Genomic DNA, 19502 nt, shown 5'->3' with positions numbered 1-19502 from the left:
ATGATGGAATTACCAGCAGTCTTTATCGAAAAATATCAACGATTACTCGGCTCCGATGAAGCCCCGGCCTTTTTTGAGAGCTTTGAGCAACCGGCAGAAACCGGATTTCGAATCAATCCCAAGAAGACGACCTCAAAACAGCTCGCTGATTATCAGCGGAATTTTGAAGGGATTCCTTGGAGTCCACTGGGCTTTTATGGGAAGAGTCGCGGTCATTCATTGCCACAAGTGTCAGGTGCAGTTTATTCCCAGGAACCTAGTGCTCAGGCGGTGGCTGCATTGGCTGATCCCAAACCGCAGACGCGAGTTCTCGATCTCTGTGCTGCCCCGGGTGGCAAGACGACTCAATTAGCCAGTTTGTTAGCTGAAACCGGCTTATTAGTTGCTAACGAAATCGACGGTCAACGGGTTAAAGTATTGTCAGAAAATGTCGAACGTTTTGGCGATAATCATGTTGTGGTCACGAATCACGATCCTGACCGTCTCGCTGAATTATTACCTCATTTTTTCGACTTGATCGTGATTGACGCGCCCTGTTCGGGTGAGGGCATGTTTCGGAAGGATCCCAACGCGACTCAATACTGGTCACCAGATTATGTTCAGCAGTGTCAAGATCGCCAACGTCTGATTTTAACGGCTGCATTGAAGATGTTGCGTCCAAACGGTCAACTAGTGTATTCGACGTGTACGTTTTCACCAGAGGAAAACGAACAAAATATCAGCTGGCTGCTTGAACAATATCCTGCGCTATCGACAATTGCACCAGAACAGACGTGGCCGAATGTTGACACTGGCCGTCCAGAATGGGCTGACGGCAACGAGCAATTGCGTCATGCGCGCCGTTTCTGGCCACATCATTTACGAGGCGAGGGCCATTTCATGGTCAAGCTTCAAGCACACGACCTGACCATTGCAGTGCAATCCGAAACTGCTAGCACTAACAGCAGTCAGCCCGCACGACGTCAAAAAGGCACGGCTCAAAAGAATCGACGTGGCGGCACTCGTGGACGAGGTAATTCTCAATCACAGACTCAGCAGATCCATTTGAATCGAGTTCAGCAAGATTTATTGTCGCAATTCATCAATGCAACCTTCGTTCAAACACCGGTATGGGCGAGTTTGTCTGATAAGTGGCAACTCGAGCTGCATGGCGATCAACTATTTGCCGTACCTGCTGAACTTGTGGATCATGCAGGACTCAAGTTTGTCCGTCGAGGACTTTGGATCGGAGAGTTTCGTAAACAACGCTTCGTCCCGAATCACGCGCTCGTGATGGCGACGCCTGTGTCTGAGTTTATTCATGTCGTCGAGCTTGCTGATGCAGATCTTGAGCATTATTTGCACGGCGAAGCACTGCGATTGAACACTGAATTGACTAAAGGTTGGTATCCAGTCGCTTCAGAGCAACGAATTTTCAGTTGGGGTTATCTCGTCGATGGCACGTTGAAGAACTTTTATCCAAAAAACTTAAGATTTTAGTGATTTCAAGCAAGCCAAGTGGAAAACTTGGCTTTTTTTAAAAGTTAAATTTTATCGTTTATCGATATATTTTTATTGATAAAGGGAAAACGATTTGGTATGATCTTCTTATCAATTCACTTGAAGGAACGAGGTTTCGTGATGAAAAAAAGATTGTATTTTCTCAAAATTGTTTTAGCCTTAGCCGTGCTTGTGGTGTTGATGATTGAAGGTCTGATCACGACTCAATTTGTCACGAGTCCACAACAAACGATGCATTGGGCGGATTGGTTATTTCTCCTCGTGGTTTGGATTGCGATAGCCTTACTGATTACGGTGGCGTTTTTCTTGAATCGACTCTTAAATCTGATTCAAGGTGATGACGTCTTCTCCCCACAGTCATTACCGATTGTTCGGGCCATTCGCCGATTAATCTACATTATCGGGATTGATGCCATCGGAATCCTGCCATTTTTTTACGAGGGTGCCCAGTTGGATGATGCCCCTGGTCTGATGTTATTTGGATTAGGCGTGGTCTTCATTCCGTTCGCAGTGGGTGTTTTTGCATCTGTATTTGAACAACTGCTGACCACCGCAATTCAACTCAAGACTGAGAACAGTCTGACCATCTAAGGGGGAGGTAGAACAATGGCAATCATCATCAATCTGGATGTTTTACTCGCCGAACGAAAGATGAGTGTGACGGAACTTTCCGAAAAAGTTGGCATCACGATGGCCAATCTCTCGGTGTTAAAAAACGGGAAAGCCAAAGCCATCCGCTTTTCAACGCTTGCTAAGATCTGTGAGGTGTTGCAATGCCAACCGGGAGACTTACTCGCGTATCAGCAGTCACGAACTGCACCGTAAACATCGATCCACGAAAAAATGAACCCGTCATCTTAGTGATCGCGTCAACGATCGACTCACTAAGATGGCGGGTTCATTTTTGTTTGATGCCTGTTTCTAGTCTGACTGAGCCAATTGAGGTTGGTCAGCGACTGGTTCTAATTTGTTGCCAGTCGAGTCCAATTTGGTCGGCAAAACTGATTAAATTGGGGCTGAAAATCAACTCAATCTGTCGAAGATCAGCAACACTTGTGCAGCCGAAGACAGGCAGAAGTTGATTCAGCTCGTCTAACCAAGCTTGGAAAATCGTAATCATTTCTTCGATAGGGTGATGCAGCGCGAGATGGAGGAAATAAGCCGACATGCCCACAAGATCAGCGCCCAATGCAAAGGCTTTGACGGCTTGCCAAGGGGTGCGGATACCACCACTTGCGAAGGTTAACGCGGCCTGCTTCTGAACCGTTTGGCGCAGGCTCAGTCGAGCAAGCAGGCTTTCAATCAGGGTCAGTCCAAAATCCTGATAATCAGAAACCAAATGTGTTGGCCGGCGATGATCTTCGATTGCAATAAAGTTGGTTCGACTGATCCCCGATAGATCAAGATAATTGAAACCAAGGTCAAAAAGAGCGGCTTGACTAGCAGCAGACATCCCAAAACCCACTTCTTTCGCAATCAAGGGGGTCTGCTGACCAACGGTGCTTTGAAGCGCCCGTAAATTATCGATCCAGCGGAAATCTTGATCGCCTTCGGGCATTGCAAATTCTTGTGCGGCATTCAGATGAATTTGTAAGGCATCGGCGTGAATCAAGTCGATCATTTCTTGAGCAAATTCGGGTGCATGATCTGCACCAAGATTGGCAAAAATAACGCCGTTCGGATTCTGCTCGCGAACAATCGTAAACGTGTCAGCTAATTCAGGCTGTTGTTTAAGAATACTCATCGAGCCAACGGCCATCGGCAAGTTAAAGTGAGCCGCTAATTGTGCAAGCTTATCATTGATCACCATGGCATCAGCGGCGCCACCGGTCATCGCGTTGATATAAATCGGGTAGGCGATGGGCCGATTAAAGAGCAGCTGTTCAGGATGAACGGCTGCTTGATTGGTTTCTGGCAGAACGGGATGCAACAGACGCACTTGTGCAAACTGATCACGTTCAAACGCTGACTGCCGATAAAGTCGCTCGGCAATGGCTAAATGTTCCTTTTTTCGTTGTTCTTGTTTAGAGTTTATGGTCATACGATTGCCTCTGAGGCGTCAAAAACGGCGAGTGGTAAGGTTGCAATTTGCTGGCGGCCCCATTCGGATATGAGGCGAGCTTGATCAACATAGCGATCGGTGATTACAATACCGCAATCACCACCACCGGCACCGGAAAACTTGGCAGCTCCACCATAGTTCTCCGCAATTTGACAGAGTTGTTTCAATTCTGGCGTTTCAATATTGACGCCTGAAAAAGCGCCAAGTTGGCGTAGAATGGCACGATTTTCTCGGATGCCACTCTTAACAGCGGCTAAATTCTGACTACGAATTCCCGCAATAATACTTTGGACGCAATTACGGCTCTGGCGGAGAAATTCATGATACTGATCTTTCTTGGCAAACTTGGCAATCGTAATCTTATCGACGAGGCGACTGGTTGAAGCAGGAGAACCTGTCCAACCAATCAACAGCTCTAATTCGGCGGGAACGTGAAGAATCTCAATCTTTAAGCCCGGCCATTCGCTGGCGAGCACTTGAGTCAAGGAGTCATTCTTCAATACTGTTCGCAGCCAATCCTTATCAAACGTGCTAAAAGCAAGCCAACCACCAAAAACGCTGGCAGCGATGTCACCCAAGGAGCCATTACCCTGAATATTGAAGTGGGCGATGGCTGCGAGTTTGAAAATATCGAGACGTGACAGTTCCAACTGATAAAATTCGCTCAGAGCTTTGACTGTAGCGACGGTCACCGCGGCGGAACTGCCAAGTCCAAATTTACGACCACCTTGATCCTCAAGTTCACTGTTGATATTTAAATCATAAATCCGCAAAGGGCGGTCTTGTTCGAGTGCCAACATTTCGACGACTCGAATGCCTTCAAGAATGTAGTGGAAAGGATTATCACGGTTGTCAAAGACCATTTGATCGCCTTGTCGACGCCAATGAAAATCCGTTTCAGCATACTGTTGAGAATTGATCGTCCCTTGATTTTCAGCTTCAAAGACCGTGACCGTGATAAAACGATCTAAGGCGACAAGAATTGCTGGATGGCCTGGCTCAAGTACAGCATATTCGCCTGCAATGTACAATTTACCTGGCGCTTTAACAGTAATCATTTAATCGATTCGACCCTTCGAATTTATTCGTTGACCAGATAGGCACCTGGCCCTGGTCGACAGCTTGTAAATGTTAGATTTGGGAATTCTTTTTGAAATTCATGGATGATTTTTTCAACATCCTGCAGTTGACATATTAATTTAGGATTAGGGCCGGCGTCAAGCGTGACATAACAATTTAACCCTTTCCTACGAATTTCACGTGCTTTCTCCCAGATTTGGAGGGTCTCGGGTTCGAAGTACGTGAAGGGTGGATCGGCGCTCAACGTCGTGGCATGCATTTGCATCGCATTGGTTTCTGCCAAAGCTCCGATTTTATCGACGGCTTTGGCGGCAATCGCGGCAGTCATCTTTGGAATTGCCGCTTCGGCAGTGCGTGCCCAAACAGGATAGAAAGGAGAGGTGGCCACACTGGCTGCCATGCCTGCACTGGAGGAGACTTTTTTCTGTGACTGATCTACGAGTACAGCTAGGATGGCAATAGGGAAGTCAACTTGTTCCGTGTTCGCAATCGCGGGTTCAGCAAAAGATGATTGATCATCCTGGCCAGCGTGCCAAACGACGAAGCCGCCATAAATGGAACGACTCGCAGAACCAGATCCATGTCGCGCTAATATCGATAATTCTCGGCGCGATAACTTTAACCCGGCTGCTGTACTTGCTGCTAGCGCTAATGCCGCAAACGCCGATGCCGAGGAGGCCAATCCAGCCGCATTAGGCACATGGTTGTCCGAACGAATCAGCGCCGCCTTCTGTAAGCCACTCTGTGCACGTACGAGATCAATGACATGCGTGATTTTCGCAGAAACAGGCTGTACTTCACCATCAAGGTAAAATTGATCCGCAACATCATCTACGAACGTGACGCTCGTCTCGGTATAAAATTGATCCAAAGTAAGGGACAGTGAACTGTTAAAAGGCAACATTTGCTGTGGATCACGTTTTCCCCAATACTTGACCAATGCAATGTTCGTATAAGCTCTTGCTCGACTCATATGAACACCTCCGTTTCAAAATTTAGCCATTTTTTAAGCCAACGATAAATTCAATCAATGACGATTAACGATTAATCCTATGATTCAGATTACTCAGAGGACTCGGTAGCTAACTTAGTCAACCAAGTTTTTTCGGTAAACTGTTGCTGAGCAGCTTGGGCGGCTGCTAGGTCAGCAAAATAGCCAAAGACACAACCACCACGACCGCCACCGGTTAACTTTGCACCGAGTGCACCTGCATCATTAAGCTTTTGAATTAATTGATCGAGTTCAGGCGTGCTGACCTGCAATTGTTGAAGGGCTTGCTGATTTTCTGTTAGAAGTCGACCAAATTTGTGTTGCGCACGTGTTGATGCCTGGGTCAATAACGTCTTGACCATTGGTGCCAATAATGAGATCCGGTCCATCTGACGCTGCCATAACTCGGGTTGGTCGACCCGTAATTGGGCAACATCCTTTAAGGCTTCACCCGTCTTACCAGGGATTCCGCTGTCGACGATGACAAAATAACCTGGCAGTTGCAACGACAATGGTTCAAAATGTTGCCCTCGTTGAAAGAAGTAACCCTGATCTGCTTGAACGACAAGGGCATCCAAGCCACTGGGATTGCCGTGCTGAATCGTTTCTTCTAAATCGATTAACTGATTGAAATCGGCAGTTGAAACCGTGATCTCTGAAAAGTCTATCAAACTTTTCAACACTGCCGTCGCAATTGCAGCTGACGAACCCATGCCACGTTCAAAGGGAATCTGACTCTCGACGCGTAATTGTAAAGTTTGCGGCCATTTGAGCGTTTGACCGAACCGTTGTAAAAATTCACGTACTAACGCCGAAATGTTCTGCAAATCGACCGGCGCGTCTGAGAGTAAACCCGTATATAATTCCGAACTGAAGTCTACTTGAGGTAGCTGATTTTGAACGTTACCCAACGCGCTTGTCGTGGCTTGCACACGAATGGCCTTTAACGGGATGGCAATTGCAGTCACACCGTAGACCACAGCGTGCTCACCCACCAAGATCAACTTTGCATGACTCTCGCCGTAACCTGTTTTTTTCATGTTCTCATTCCTTGCTAGATTCTTCTACTATCATACCGTAAGTTGACGAACTTGTCGTATTTTTTAAGAAATGTTGGAGAAAAAACAAAGGGAAAACGGTGAATAAAGTTAATTTTAATTTACTTTGGCTATTCTATGATTGCCGAATAATCTTTCTTCTTAGATTCATTTATTGTAAGACGATTTTTATCACGTTGAAAATGCTGGTCATGATATAATTACAGTGTTTATTTTGACAAAGGAGAAACAACTAATGACCACAACAATTGAAGTTAATAAACAAAGTGTCAAGCAACTTCTTGAATCTGGTAAAAATAAAAAGTTCGTCATTCCGGAATACCAACGCCCTTATGCTTGGACGGACGATCAAATACAAGTTCTATTTGATGATCTCGTTGAGTATACGGCTGATAATAATGAAAGTACATATTTTTTGGGAACCATTGTTTCATACGAGAATGACAATCAAGAACAGGAAATCATTGATGGTCAACAACGGCTCACGACGTTATTTTTGTTGTTACGTGCAATTTATGCAAAGCTTGAAAAAAGTGGTACAGATGCAGCATATTTAAAAAGTCAAATTGAGCCAGCTATTTGGGAGCAAGATGATATCACAGGTGAAGTCAAAACAGACCAAGCACTTATTAGCTCAAGGGTAATGGGGGATGATGGAAATCAGGATTTTAAAGATATATTGGTTCATGGCGTGGTCAATCCAAAATCAAAAAGTAATTATTCTAGAAATTATGTCCAACTTCAGACCCTTATAGATGAGTATGCCACCAGCGATCCGTTATCTTTTTATCGCTTTATTAGTAACATTCTCAATAAGGCAATTCTGTTGCCGATTACGGCCGATTCCCAAGACACTGCATTAACAATTTTCTCTACACTGAATGACCGTGGCTTAGCCTTGTCAGACGCCGACATATTTAAGGCAAAAATTTATAACCAACTTGACGCGTTAGGCAAGAAAACGTTCATTGAAAAATGGCAACAGCTTGACGAAGAGGCAACTAACGCGAACGAGAGTATTCAAAAACTATTTTATTATTACATGTTCTATTTAAGAGCAATTGATAACGACCGAAATACAACAACTCCAGGTATTCGTAAGTTTTATGCGAAAAATCATTTTGAGCGTCTTTATTCAAATGACATCATGAATAACCTGAATCAGATTTTAAATCTCTGGGTTGTGATCAACAATAGAAATGCTTTAGACGACGAACCTTGGTCAGAAAATATTGAAATTCAGCAAGTCTTAGATGGACTGACATCGTATCCCAATGAATTTTGGAAATACCCAGTCGTTATCTATTATTTGAGTTATCATCGGGAAGCTGGATTTGAAGCTAAGTTTCTCGTGTTTTTGCGAAGATTATTGGCTGTTCTCTCCGCGCGCTATATTGTGACACCGACGATTAATGCAATTAAGCGGGGAATTTTAAATTTAAATGCAGAAATTATTAAGTCGCCGAGCCCAAAATTCGATTTCAATCAGATTGATGAACAAGAACTTAAAGATAAAATTAAAAATGCTCACCGCAATACAGTTAGAATGATTCTTAAAATGATTGCTTATCAGCATCAAACAGAACTGTTACCAGAGAAATGGGAAATAGAGCACATTTTCCCTCAGAAATGGCAGCCAAGTTACTTCCAAAGTAATCCAGATAATGAAGTTAAAAATCTAGTCGAACATATTGGCAATAAAATACCATTTGAAAAGAAATTAAATATTACCGCAAGCAATGGTTATTTTACCAAAAAACAAGAGAGCTATCGAAAATCGAAAGTTAAAGTGTTGCTTGAACTTTCGCATGAACATAAGGAGTGGGGACTTGATGAAATACGTGAGCGAGATATCCGTATTTCCGATGAACTTTTCAATCTGCTTGATGACTGGGGCTTGAATAAAGTAGATGTGCTACAAAAAAAGACTCTCGTTGCCATCCCCGATGAGCGAGTTAATGACTATAAACGTTTCACAGAGATGTTTGGAATGGAAGATTCAGAGGAAACACGCCTAAAATTTTTGAACATGTGACGAAAAAAAACACTCAAACAAGTTTGAGTGTTTTTCAGTAAATATCCATTTGAACTCAAACAAGAAATAATTTTGTACCGATTGATTTTTGCAAATCGATTGAAATCAATAACTTCTTTCATTTAATGGGACCCAACCTCACATTCCGTCCCCACCCAAAACATGCTAAACTATCAGTTAAGGAGCGATGTCGTATGGCCATAAAATTTATTGTCGGTAAACAGCAGGATGATCTTGCAGGACAGCTTTTTAAACAGATCAGTGATGATTACGTTGCCACCCCGGAGCAACAGTTTATTTGTCTGGTACCCAATCATATCAAGTTCAATAGCGAAGTACAGATTCTAACGAAACTCGCCGACTACCATCCAGGGTTGGCGACCAAGGGCATCATTGCCAGTAGCCGATTGCAGATCCTTTCTTTCTCGCGATTACTGTGGTATTTTTTGCGCGATGATCCGCGTTACCAACAGCCACAGCTCTCTGCTGCAGCGCAAGCAATGTTTCTGAGTGACTTGCTTCAGCGACATCGTCAGGAATTGCCACTGTTTTATGGCGAGAGTCGACGAATCGGCTTTCTAGAGCAGTTGGGTGAGCAATTAACTGAACTAATGCAGGGGAATTTCACGGTTGCCGATTTGCAAACCTTGATTGAGCAGCTGGCTGTAGAGAAACAAGTTGCTGGCTCTACCTCAGCCAAATTAGCAGAACTCTGCTTTATTTTTGGAAAATATCAAGATGAAATCGCCGAAAAATTTACCAGCAATGAACAATTAATGGCTTATTTGCTTTCAGAAGTTTCTGGTCGCGATTTTTCGCAGTTTCACATTTATTTGTTGGGGTTCCCAGAATTCAACCAACAACAATTGGCGCTGATTCGTGAGCTGAATCAGCAGGGGGCGTCGATTTGTCTGAGTCTCTATCTGGATCCGTCGTTGCGTGAATCACCGAGTGCAGAATCTTATTACTTCAATGCTTCACTCAAAACTCTGCGTCAATTAGGCTTTGACAGCCTTCCAGAGATTCCTACAGCTAGTTGGCAGCCTGTTGTGAAAAAACGCGTCAGCGGCTCATTACAGGCCTTAGAAGACTATTGGATCCAATCGACGAATGGCGAGCCTACGACAACCTTGCCAACTGCTCAGGCAACGATTCCAGAAATAAAACAAAACATTCAAATTTGGCAGGCGGATTCACTGACCAGCGAGGTTCGTGCAGTTGCCAATTATATCCGTCAAATGGTGGCTCTTCAGCATTATCGTTATCGAGATTTCCTCGTGTTGGCGAATAACGTCCCGGATTATGCTGCGACAATCGACGCCTTGTTCAAGCAGAACGAAATTCCTTATTTCAGTGATCAGCAGTTACCCATGGCTAATCATCCTTTTGTGTTGTTTATCAAGGCGTTGCTGGCAATCACCCAGCGGCCACTGCGTCTACAGGATTTATTGATGCTGTTGCGAACAGAATTGTTATTGCCACCGAATCTAGAAATTGAAGACTTCCGTCAGCAACTCGATTGGCTCGAAAATTACGCGATTCGTTTCGGTATTCAGGGTCAAACTTGGTTGAAAGACCGACCATGGACGCTTCAAGGCCCTTATTTAACACATCGTCAGGATGAGACGATACCAGATCCTACGGAACAGCAAGCTCAAAAAATAACCGCGATTGAAAACTTACACCAGTGGTTGGCTGGTATTTTTGGCCGGTGGTTGGAAGACGCGAAAGCTGTCCAAACCGCCACCGATTTTGCGGCGAAGCTATACCAGTTCCTAGACCAAAATGGCACGATCGACCAACTAAAAGTCTGGCAAAAAAACGCCAGTGACCAGGGTGATTTATCGTTAGCACAAGAACCGCAACAAACTTATCAAGCCTTTATTGGTCTATTGGATGATTACGTGACGATTTGGGGAGATCAAGCGTTTGATTTAACGGTATTTATTGATTTGATCACCGCTGGATTCAACAACACCGAATTTTCGCAAATTCCCGCCACGTTAGATGCCGTCTTGCTGTCAAACGTTGGGATGATTCAGGATCAGAGCCACCGGATCACTATTCTGATTGGTGCGACTCGCGATAATTTGCCGGATCAGTCTGAGCAAACGCAATTGATTGACGAACAGGAACGTCGGGTAATCAATCAATATTTATTGAAACAGGCGCGACCAATTCAGCTAGGCGAGACAGCAAATGCGCGTGCGGCAGAACAACCGATGCATTATGGCACTGTTTTTTTGAGTAGCACGCAACGATTGATCTTTACGTACCCACAGCATCATGATGGTCATCCTGAGAATCAACTTTCCCCATATGTTGACCGCATCCAGAAACATTTTAACTTGCCAACGACGAGGATCCATGATTATCCAGAACCAGAAAGTCGGTTACTTGACTTTGCCGCGTCTAAAGCCGGTGTAATTGGACCACTGCTCTTGTTGGCTCGTCGTCATCAGAATGCGCACTTGCCACTACCACGCGCGTGGCAATGGGTCGCAGATCTTCTCGCTGCAGATCCTGATCAGGGCACACATTATCGTCAATTATTGGCGAGTCTGAACTATCATAATGTGCCCGCTCAATTAACGCCAGAAAATGTTGACCAACTTTACGGCCAACATCTATTTAGTTCGGTTTCACAGCTCGAGAACTTCTACATGAATCCTTACGATTATTTCTTGAAATTTGGTTTGAAGTTGCGACCACGCGATGAATACACCGTGGATGCCGCTAATACCGGGACTTTCTTCCATGATTATCTCGATCACTTTGTCAAACTTTTAGCTGAGCAACACCTAGATGCCCAAGCGCTAACTTCGGAGCAACTCGTTCAACTCAACGCTCAGATTACGACCACGTTGCTTGATGAGAACCAGTATCAAATTCTGACAGGACCTGGGCAGATGCATTATTACCGTCGACAGCTTAGCAAGACCAGTGCATTCATGACCTCAATCTTGACCCAACAAGCGGCACACACGATCTTGAAGCCTTATCTAACTGAGGTTCAATTTGGACCGATTGCGGGTAAGCAAGGATTGCCTGGGCTAGAATTTCAGTTGGATGGTGATCAACAACTCTCGGTCCGAGGGAAAATTGACCGGATTGACAAAGGGCAGTTTGATCAGCAACCGGTTTATCAAATCGTTGATTATAAATCTGGCGAGAAGAAGTTTGATTTTACTCGTGCCTATTATGGGTTGTCATTGCAATTATTAACCTATCTCCAAACCGTCGCGGATAACCGCCAATTACTGACGTTAGATCAGGCAGCACCTGTGGGCGCATTTTACCTACACATTGCGGATAAGCCTTTAGACTATAAGCCTAATATCCAGACGCAGGCAGAAATGATCAAGGAACATCAATATAAAGGGCTTCTGATTGATCAAGATTTCCAGGACTACCTGGGGAGCATCGATCCGCAAGCAATTGAGCAAAATTCCTTACTTTATCCGATCGCATTTACCAAGAAAGACGGGTATAAAGTGGCGCGCGGTGCTCAAGGGGTAAGCGAAGAAGAATTAAAGCTGCTTTTGGCACGTAATCGACAATTATTGATCAAAGCCGCAACGGAAATCTTTTCCGGTCAATTGCGAATCGCACCATATAAACTGAGTGATCAGGAAACTGGTCTGAAATATTCGGATTACAAATCGATCATGATGTTCGATGCTATGTTACCCGAGAACCAGTACCGGATACTCCCAACTTTGAATAAAAAAGAGATTCTGGACACACTACGTCATCAAAAGGAGGATGATCCGAATGCCTAAGTTCACCGAACAGCAACAAGCCGCGATCGAACATCACGGACACCATATCTTAGTCTCAGCCTCTGCGGGTTCTGGTAAAACGACGGTGCTCGTCAAACGGATCATTGAAGAAGTGTTACAGGGCGTCGACCTTGATTCGTTATTGGTCGTAACCTTCACCGATGCGGCCGCAGCAGAGATGCGTGAGCGTGTCCGCGATTCACTGATCAGGGCCATCGCAGATACGACGGAACGTGCGGAAGGTCAGCGGTTACGACAGCAACTTAACTTGTTGGCAACTGCGCAGATCAGTACACTGCATTCGTTTTGTTTAAAAGTCATTCGCAAGTTTTACTATCTGCTCGATCTCGATCCAAACTTCCGTCTGTTAACCGATGGAACTGAAAGACAACTAATCAAAGAACAAACCTGGGCCAACCTTCGCGATCGTCATTACGATCAACAAGATGAGGCTTTCTTCGAGCTGGCCGATCAATTCGGCAGCGATCGTTCAGACCAAGGTCTACAGGATGCGGTTTTTCAGCTTTATGCATTTGCAATCACTCGTCCAAACACGATCACGTGGTTAAGTCACCTGGTTTCACAGTATCAGATCGAAGATAATCTTGATTCTAGTCCTTACTATCAAGCATTTATTCGGCCTGAGCTGATGACTCAACTCGCACAATTGCGTCTTGAAATTCAAGCGCTACAAGACTTGCTACCGCAGATTACCGATACGGATGATAAAATTGGTCAGCTTTGCGCGCAGGATCTGGCTGCGTTAGCCCCATTATTCGATGAGCGCACCTCACAAGCAACTTACGCTCAGATCAGCACAGCCCTGGAACAACTCGAATTTCCTAGTCGTTTTGTGATGACTGGCAAGAAGTATGAGCAAGAATTGTCCGAACGAGCAACCTTCAAATTACACTTGAACCAGGTTAAAGACGATTTTAAAGATCTTCAGGCTCATTTCTTCATGGCACCCGAAGAATTACTCGTGGCAACTCAGAAAAAAGCCGCGGGCATCATGACCACCTTGACGAGCATCACTCAAGAATTTATTCATGATTACGCCCAAGACAAGCGCCGAATCAAGGCACTTGATTTCAACGATCTTGAACAGCTAACCTTTGAATTATTCAATCATGAAAAAGACAACGAGCGACCTGTTCAAGTTTATTATCGTCAATTTATTCATGAAGTTCTCGTGGACGAATACCAGGATATTAATCCGCTTCAAGAAGCCATTTTGCAAGCCGTTGCGCAACCAACGCCGGGTAACATGTTCATGGTTGGTGACGTGAAGCAATCGATTTACGGTTTTCGTCAAGCGGATCCCAGCAAGTTTTTGGAGAAGTATCAGCAATTTCGATCCGAGGATAACTCGGGGGAGCGAATCGTCTTAGCGGAGAATTTCCGCTCGACGCCTAATATTAACGAGAGTACTAATTTTCTTTTCCAGCAGTTCATGCATCACGACTTGGCCGAACTCGATTATGGTCAGGATGAAAAGTTGGTCACAGGTGCAAAAGACTATCCAGATGACTTAGAGACAACGACCGAAGTCTTGCTCTATGAATCAAAACCAGCAAGCGATACTCAAGAAACGACGACGGATGCTGACACGCCGACAACCACGTCGTCCACGGCCGTCGTGCCAATGGGAAACGCGGAAGCGCGCATCAAGATTCTCGCTGATCGGATTGAAGCATTGATCCGTGAGCCTTACCTGATTTATGACCGTGATGCGAAAATTAAACGTCCGATTACTTATCGTGACATCGCAATTTTAGTGCCGACTCGTGGTGACAATCTGGCAGTCATCAGTGAAATGCAACAGCGAAGTCTACCAATTTACGTGAAAGATGCCAATGATTATTTCCAAACGACCGAAGTGCAAGTGATGTTGTCGTTAATGGAAATCATCAATAATCCAGAACAGGATATTCCGCTCGTGACGGTTTTAAGGTCACCCATTGGCCAATTCGATGAAAATGATCTGGCTCAGATTCGCAGCACCAATAAGAGCGTTAATTTCTACACTGCTTTAATGCTTACCCAAGCGCCAGAGAACGCTTCTTTACATCAAAAAGTGTCCAAATTTCTAGAACTCTTAGCACATTTGCGGGCGTTTGCCGTTCAACACAGCATTGCCGAACTGGTGTGGGAGTGTTATCAACAGACAGGTTATCTCGATTACGTCGGCGGGATGCCGGGTGGATTGCAGCGGTCTTTGAATCTTTATGCGCTTTATCAACGGGCATTTAGTTATGAACAAACGAGCTTCAGAGGACTCTATCAGTTCATCGATTTCATTAAAGAAATGCAGGCTCATAATCAAGATTTGGCTCAAGCACAAGTGGGGGCGGGGGGCGAAGACGCGCTGCAATTAATGACCATTCACGGGAGCAAAGGTCTGGAATTTCCAGTGGTATTCGTGTTGAATCTCGACCACAAGTTTAATCAAGATGACATCTCTAAATCCAAAATTGTGCTTGACGGCCACTATGGCGCCGGCATCAAATACATTGATTTTGACCGTCGATTAAAATATCCAACACTGATCGACAACTTTATTCGTGCCCGCCGCCAACAAGCCTCAGTCGCTGAAGAAATGCGGTTACTCTACGTGGCAATGACGCGTGCCAAGCAGAAGTTGATCATGATTGGTGCCGTTGATAATTTTGAAAAGACACTCACTGATAATCAAGTGATTGACGAGCACCGTCAGCTCCTGCTACCCGTCAAATTTCGCAAGCCTAACAAAATAAAGAGCTTCTTGCAACTGATTCTACCCGCCTTGTTACGCGCAAATCAGTTGACGATCCTCAGTCAGCATCAATCAAGCGAGGGGACTGATTCGACGCCACTGGTTACAAACGCAAAATTTGCAATTCGCTGCTATCACCAAGAAGAGTTGCTCAAGTCGAGTGTACCGACACCGCAAGACACCACTGAAAAAGTCCCGATGACGCCACTTGATGCTAAATTGAAATCAACAATCGAACAACTTCTGGATTTTGATTATCCGTATCAGACCGCGACGAGAACAACCGCTTATCAATCGGTTTCTGAAATCAAGCAGGCTTTCACCGATCCTGATCAATTTCAGTTGAGTTTTTTACCTTTGTCATTAAACCTGACCCAACCAGCTGCAACAATCAAAGATCAGGCGCCAATTCGCTTACAAACGGAATCGAGTCGCTTGTTTGCGGATGATTTCCCACAGCCTGCATTCTTGACTGAGCAGCAGGAAGTGACCGGCGCCCAAGTCGGAACGGCGACGCATTTATTGTTGCAACGAATCGATCTTAATCAGTATGTCACTCGTGATTATTTAGCTCTCTTGGTGCAACAACTGACCACGCAATCATTGATCCAGCCGGAGGTTGCTGCCAAAATTGATCTCGATGCTGTCCTTGACTTTTTCCAATCATCGCTCGGTCAGCAACTACAAGCGCCCGAAAATAGTGTCTATCGAGAGGTTGCATTTTCACTGTTGCTTCCAGCACAGGCCATCTTTGAAATGCCCGACGAACCTGACGTACAAAATCTACTCGTTCATGGTATTATGGATGGGTATGTGATAAATCGAGATGAATTGATCCTGTTCGATTACAAGACCGATCATTTGGATCGTCACCATGTCAATGAAGCAAGATTACAGCAGTTGATTGAGAAGTATCGTGGGCAGCTCAACTTGTACGAAGAAGCTTTAAGCAACATGTTGCAGCGCCCCGTCACACACAAATTCCTTTACTTCTTGAGCGCTAATCGCTTGGTGGAACTCTGAGGAAGGAATTGTGCTCGAATGAACTGAAGTTTCCGCTTAACACCAATTGCAACTAAATCCATGCTGGATTTAATTTCAATTAATGTTAATGCTCGACTTCACCCGTTCCTTCTCACTACTTGCTTAATTGTGCTCGAAGGTGCTGCCATTTCCGCTTAACCTCAATTGAGACTAAATCCAAAACCAGGATTTTGTCTCAATTAACGTTAGTGTTCAATGGCAATTCGCACCTTCTCACTACTTGCTTAATTGTGCTCGAAGGTGCTGCCATTTCCGCTTAACCTCAATTGAGACTAAATCCAAAACCAGGATTTTGTCTCAATTAACGTTAGTGCTCAATGGCAATTCGCACCTTCTCACTACTTGATATTAAAGGGGCGCTGGCTTTGTCAGATCGAAGTTATGCGGTTGTTGACCTTGAAACAACTGGGACGCAACGGCATGCTGGACATAAAATCATTCAGTTTGGTTGTGCAATCATTCATCACGCACAAATTACTGAGCATATTTCGATCACAATCAATCCTGAGCGTGCAGTTCCTCGTGAGGTTCTGGCGCTGACGGGAATTAGTCAGGCTAGTCTGCGTACTGGTCCGACGTTTGATGAGGTCGCACCGACGTTGCACCAGTTGTTAGCCGATAAGGTTTTCATTGCGCATAACGTCAATTTTGATTTACCATTTTTGAATGAAGCCTTTGAGAACGTCGGCTTGCCACCCATCGAACCGTTGGCTTACGACACCGTCGAGCTGGCACAAGTCATGCTGCCACAAGCGGTGAGTTACCGGCTCAAGGATCTCAGCACCTTTCTGAACATCGTCCATGAGCATCCACATCAGGCCGATAGTGACGCGATTGCGACGGCGAAAATTTTCTTGCTGTTATTGAAGCAGATTGGTCAATTACCTCGGCCGGTCTTACAACAGATGGTGGCATTGAGTCATTATTTAAGCCGACAAACAGGGGAGGTCTTCGAACAAGCCTTACATGAAAAAACCGCGCAGGAACTGCCAAGCTATCTTCAGAAGGTCGGCGAATTCGTGATTCGTCGTCAGAAGCCAACGGACACGACATTAGGCCGTCACGCGCACGACCACTACCCAGCAACGGACCCCGAGAAACGTCAGCAATTTGATCAAGAATTGAAACCGCGCCCGGCACAATTTGCCATGATGGACTTCATTTATCGCTATCAAAACAACGAGGCGTCAGAAAAATTGATCATTGAGGCGCCAACGGGTGTTGGTAAATCACTAGGTTATTTACTGCCGTTGTCTTATACCTTGACTAGTTTAGCCAAACGGCGACTCGTCATTACGACCTCGACAACGGTTTTGCAGGCGCAACTCGATCGCCAAGCCGTACCATTGCTGAATCATCTGCGGGGGGTTAATTTCCGAGTTGCCATGTTGAAGAGTGCGAGCCACTATCTTGATTTTGACCGTTTAGCCGCTTATTTGCGCCATGGTGCGAAAAATAGGGGCACCGCAATCAATGAGATGCGCATTCTTGTTTGGCTCACACAGACACAGACAGGCGACTTAGACGAGTTACAGATTACGAATTACGCGACTGAGTTTTTTCAGAGCATCAATCATCTGCCGACGCTAGTTCCAAGTAGTCAATACTTTGAAGCCGACTTTTGGCGGCGAGTCGTGAGTCGTGCCACGTCCGCGCAAATCGTAATTACAAATAATGCTTATTTAGCCCAACATCTCGATGACTTTACGTCAGATCAAGACATGTTAGTCGTCGATGAAGCCCAGCATTTCGCTGAGGATCTCACGCAGAGTTCACACGGTTATTTCTCAGTCATGCGGTTGCAAAATCGAATCAATCAATTGCTTGAGTTGGTTCGTGTCTTGCAAGATAATAACGATGTCGAACCTGTCTTAGAACGACTGCAATCGCCACTTTTCGCGTGTCAATTATTGTTGAATCAATTAATTCAGCAGACACAAGAACTCAATGACCAAATTGTCTTGTTGGCACACCAAAATTTCATTCGGGAAACTGTTTATTTGCAAGCCGAAGACATTCATCCGCACCAGGAAGCGTTATTGGGTGCCTTGGAGCAGGTCATCGATAGCCTGGATCGTTATCTCGATCAGGCCATTGAACTGGAAGAAACTTTGGACCATGAGGCCTTGAAGTCCGATACCGCGCAGAAAATGATGGCGCTAATTTTCCATAATAATCAATTAGAACGGCTGCAGGAACATCTCTTGACCGCTGTCGACCATCTGCAAGATCGCGAATTCAATCAATACGGCTTCTATTTAAATCTCGATGACGATGGCATCAATTATCAATTGAATTGGTTGGCTATGTCGCATCAATCGTTACGTCAAAAGATTGATCGCCAGTTTTCCTTGCAGATCTACACGGGCGCTTCACTGGCGGTTGGCACGGACTTCTCATATTTCCTTGATCACTTGAATTTCAACGCGCATGATGTTCATTGTCTACGGCTACAATCTCCCTTTTTGTACCAAGAGAAGGCCGAGTTATTGTTACCGCAGGAAACTTATTCACCCAGTGAGAACGGGGCCGATTATGATAATTGGATTTCAAATACAATTTTGCCGGTACTGCGCCAAACAGATAAGCAAACGCTGATTCTGTTCAATTCGCTGTCCAGTATCAAGAATGTCTATGGACGCTTACAATCCGCCTTGGGCTTTGAACGAGAGGTCATGGCGCAAGGAATTACCGGAAGTAATGATAAAATTGCTAAACGCTTCCGGCTCGCAAAAAATGCCATCCTTCTTGGTTCTCAGAGTTTCTGGGAGGGGATCGATTTTCCCGGCGAACAATTATCGCTCTTGATCATCACACGCATTCCATTCGAATCGCCGAAGAATCCGACCACTCATTATCGCAACAGCTTATTAAAGGCAGCTGGTATCTCACCATTTAATGCGGATACCTTACCAAAAGCAATATTGAAATTAAAGCAGGGATTCGGTCGCTTGATTCGTACGGAAACGGATCGCGGCATCGTCTTGATGCTCGACGAACGGGTGGTCAACAGTCCCTACGCCTCCAAAGTGCAACAAGCTTTTCCAGAAAAATTACCCAAATTGATTCTTCCTAATCAGCAATTAGGTCATCATATCCAAGATTTTTTCCGAGATTAAAAAAGTTCTAGCAAGAACTTTAAACCTGTGATTCTTTTGATATAATGAAAGACAGACATTGATTAAAGGAGCAAAT

Annotated in this window: 11 protein-coding genes; 7 read left to right on the top strand and 4 right to left on the bottom strand. The window is 44.9% G+C overall.

The window, feature by feature from the left end:
* Window positions 1-3 precede the first annotated feature (3 nt).
* The 3 genes from FC15_RS03570 to FC15_RS03560 all read left to right on the top strand — a co-directional run bounded on the left by FC15_RS03570 (window position 4) and on the right by FC15_RS03560 (window position 2325).
* Entirely contained in the window at window positions 4-1479 is a 1476-nt protein-coding gene (locus tag FC15_RS03570) for an RsmB/NOP family class I SAM-dependent RNA methyltransferase (RefSeq protein ID WP_057824040.1), read from the top strand.
* Between the two features lie 141 nt (window positions 1480-1620).
* Window positions 1621-2091, top strand: a complete 471-nt coding sequence (locus tag FC15_RS03565; protein WP_057824039.1) for a DUF2975 domain-containing protein — start codon at window positions 1621-1623, stop codon at window positions 2089-2091.
* A gap of 15 nt (window positions 2092-2106) precedes the next feature.
* Window positions 2107-2325, top strand: a complete 219-nt coding sequence (locus FC15_RS03560; RefSeq protein ID WP_057824037.1) for a helix-turn-helix domain-containing protein — start codon at window positions 2107-2109, stop codon at window positions 2323-2325.
* Between the two features lie 124 nt (window positions 2326-2449).
* Here FC15_RS03560 and fni read toward each other — a convergent pair whose 3' ends face one another.
* The 4 genes from fni to mvk all read right to left on the bottom strand — a co-directional run bounded on the left by fni (window position 2450) and on the right by mvk (window position 6673).
* On the bottom strand, window positions 2450-3541 hold the full coding sequence (gene fni / locus FC15_RS03555; RefSeq protein WP_057824035.1) for a type 2 isopentenyl-diphosphate Delta-isomerase: 1092 nt from the start codon (window positions 3539-3541) through the stop codon (window positions 2450-2452).
* Window positions 3538-4620: a phosphomevalonate kinase gene (locus tag FC15_RS03550; protein WP_057824033.1), complete on the bottom strand. Its 1083-nt coding sequence runs from the start codon at window positions 4618-4620 to the stop codon at window positions 3538-3540. The genes fni and FC15_RS03550 overlap by 4 nt, the downstream gene beginning before the upstream one ends.
* A 23-nt stretch (window positions 4621-4643) precedes the next feature.
* Window positions 4644-5615 (bottom strand): diphosphomevalonate decarboxylase, encoded by a 972-nt coding sequence (mvaD, locus tag FC15_RS03545; RefSeq protein ID WP_057824030.1) that lies wholly within the window; start codon window positions 5613-5615, stop codon window positions 4644-4646.
* Between the two features lie 89 nt (window positions 5616-5704).
* A complete protein-coding gene (gene mvk / locus FC15_RS03540) occupies window positions 5705-6673 on the bottom strand; it encodes a mevalonate kinase (RefSeq protein ID WP_057824029.1) in 969 nt (322 codons plus the stop codon).
* Between the two features lie 253 nt (window positions 6674-6926).
* On the opposite strand from mvk, the gene FC15_RS03535 reads away from it, so the two are divergent.
* The 4 genes from FC15_RS03535 to FC15_RS03520 all read left to right on the top strand — a co-directional run bounded on the left by FC15_RS03535 (window position 6927) and on the right by FC15_RS03520 (window position 19426).
* Window positions 6927-8726, top strand: coding sequence for a DUF262 domain-containing protein (locus FC15_RS03535; protein WP_057824026.1), 1800 nt, complete (start codon window positions 6927-6929; stop codon window positions 8724-8726).
* A gap of 194 nt (window positions 8727-8920) precedes the next feature.
* Complete coding sequence (locus tag FC15_RS03530; protein ID WP_057824025.1) at window positions 8921-12508, top strand: PD-(D/E)XK nuclease family protein; 3588 nt, start codon at window positions 8921-8923, stop codon at window positions 12506-12508.
* Window positions 12501-16286: a helicase-exonuclease AddAB subunit AddA gene (gene addA, locus FC15_RS03525; RefSeq protein ID WP_057824023.1), complete on the top strand. Its 3786-nt coding sequence runs from the start codon at window positions 12501-12503 to the stop codon at window positions 16284-16286. The genes FC15_RS03530 and addA overlap by 8 nt, the downstream gene beginning before the upstream one ends.
* 386 nt (window positions 16287-16672) lie before the next feature.
* Window positions 16673-19426 (top strand): helicase C-terminal domain-containing protein, encoded by a 2754-nt coding sequence (locus FC15_RS03520; protein WP_162258397.1) that lies wholly within the window; start codon window positions 16673-16675, stop codon window positions 19424-19426.
* The last annotated feature ends 76 nt before the right edge of the window (window positions 19427-19502 follow it).

Source organism: Lapidilactobacillus concavus DSM 17758, from assembly GCF_001435835.1.
In the GTDB taxonomy this organism is placed as follows: domain Bacteria; phylum Bacillota; class Bacilli; order Lactobacillales; family Lactobacillaceae; genus Lapidilactobacillus; species Lapidilactobacillus concavus.
Note: the sequence above shows the minus strand (reverse complement) of the source record. Positions and strands in the feature narration are given on the sequence as shown.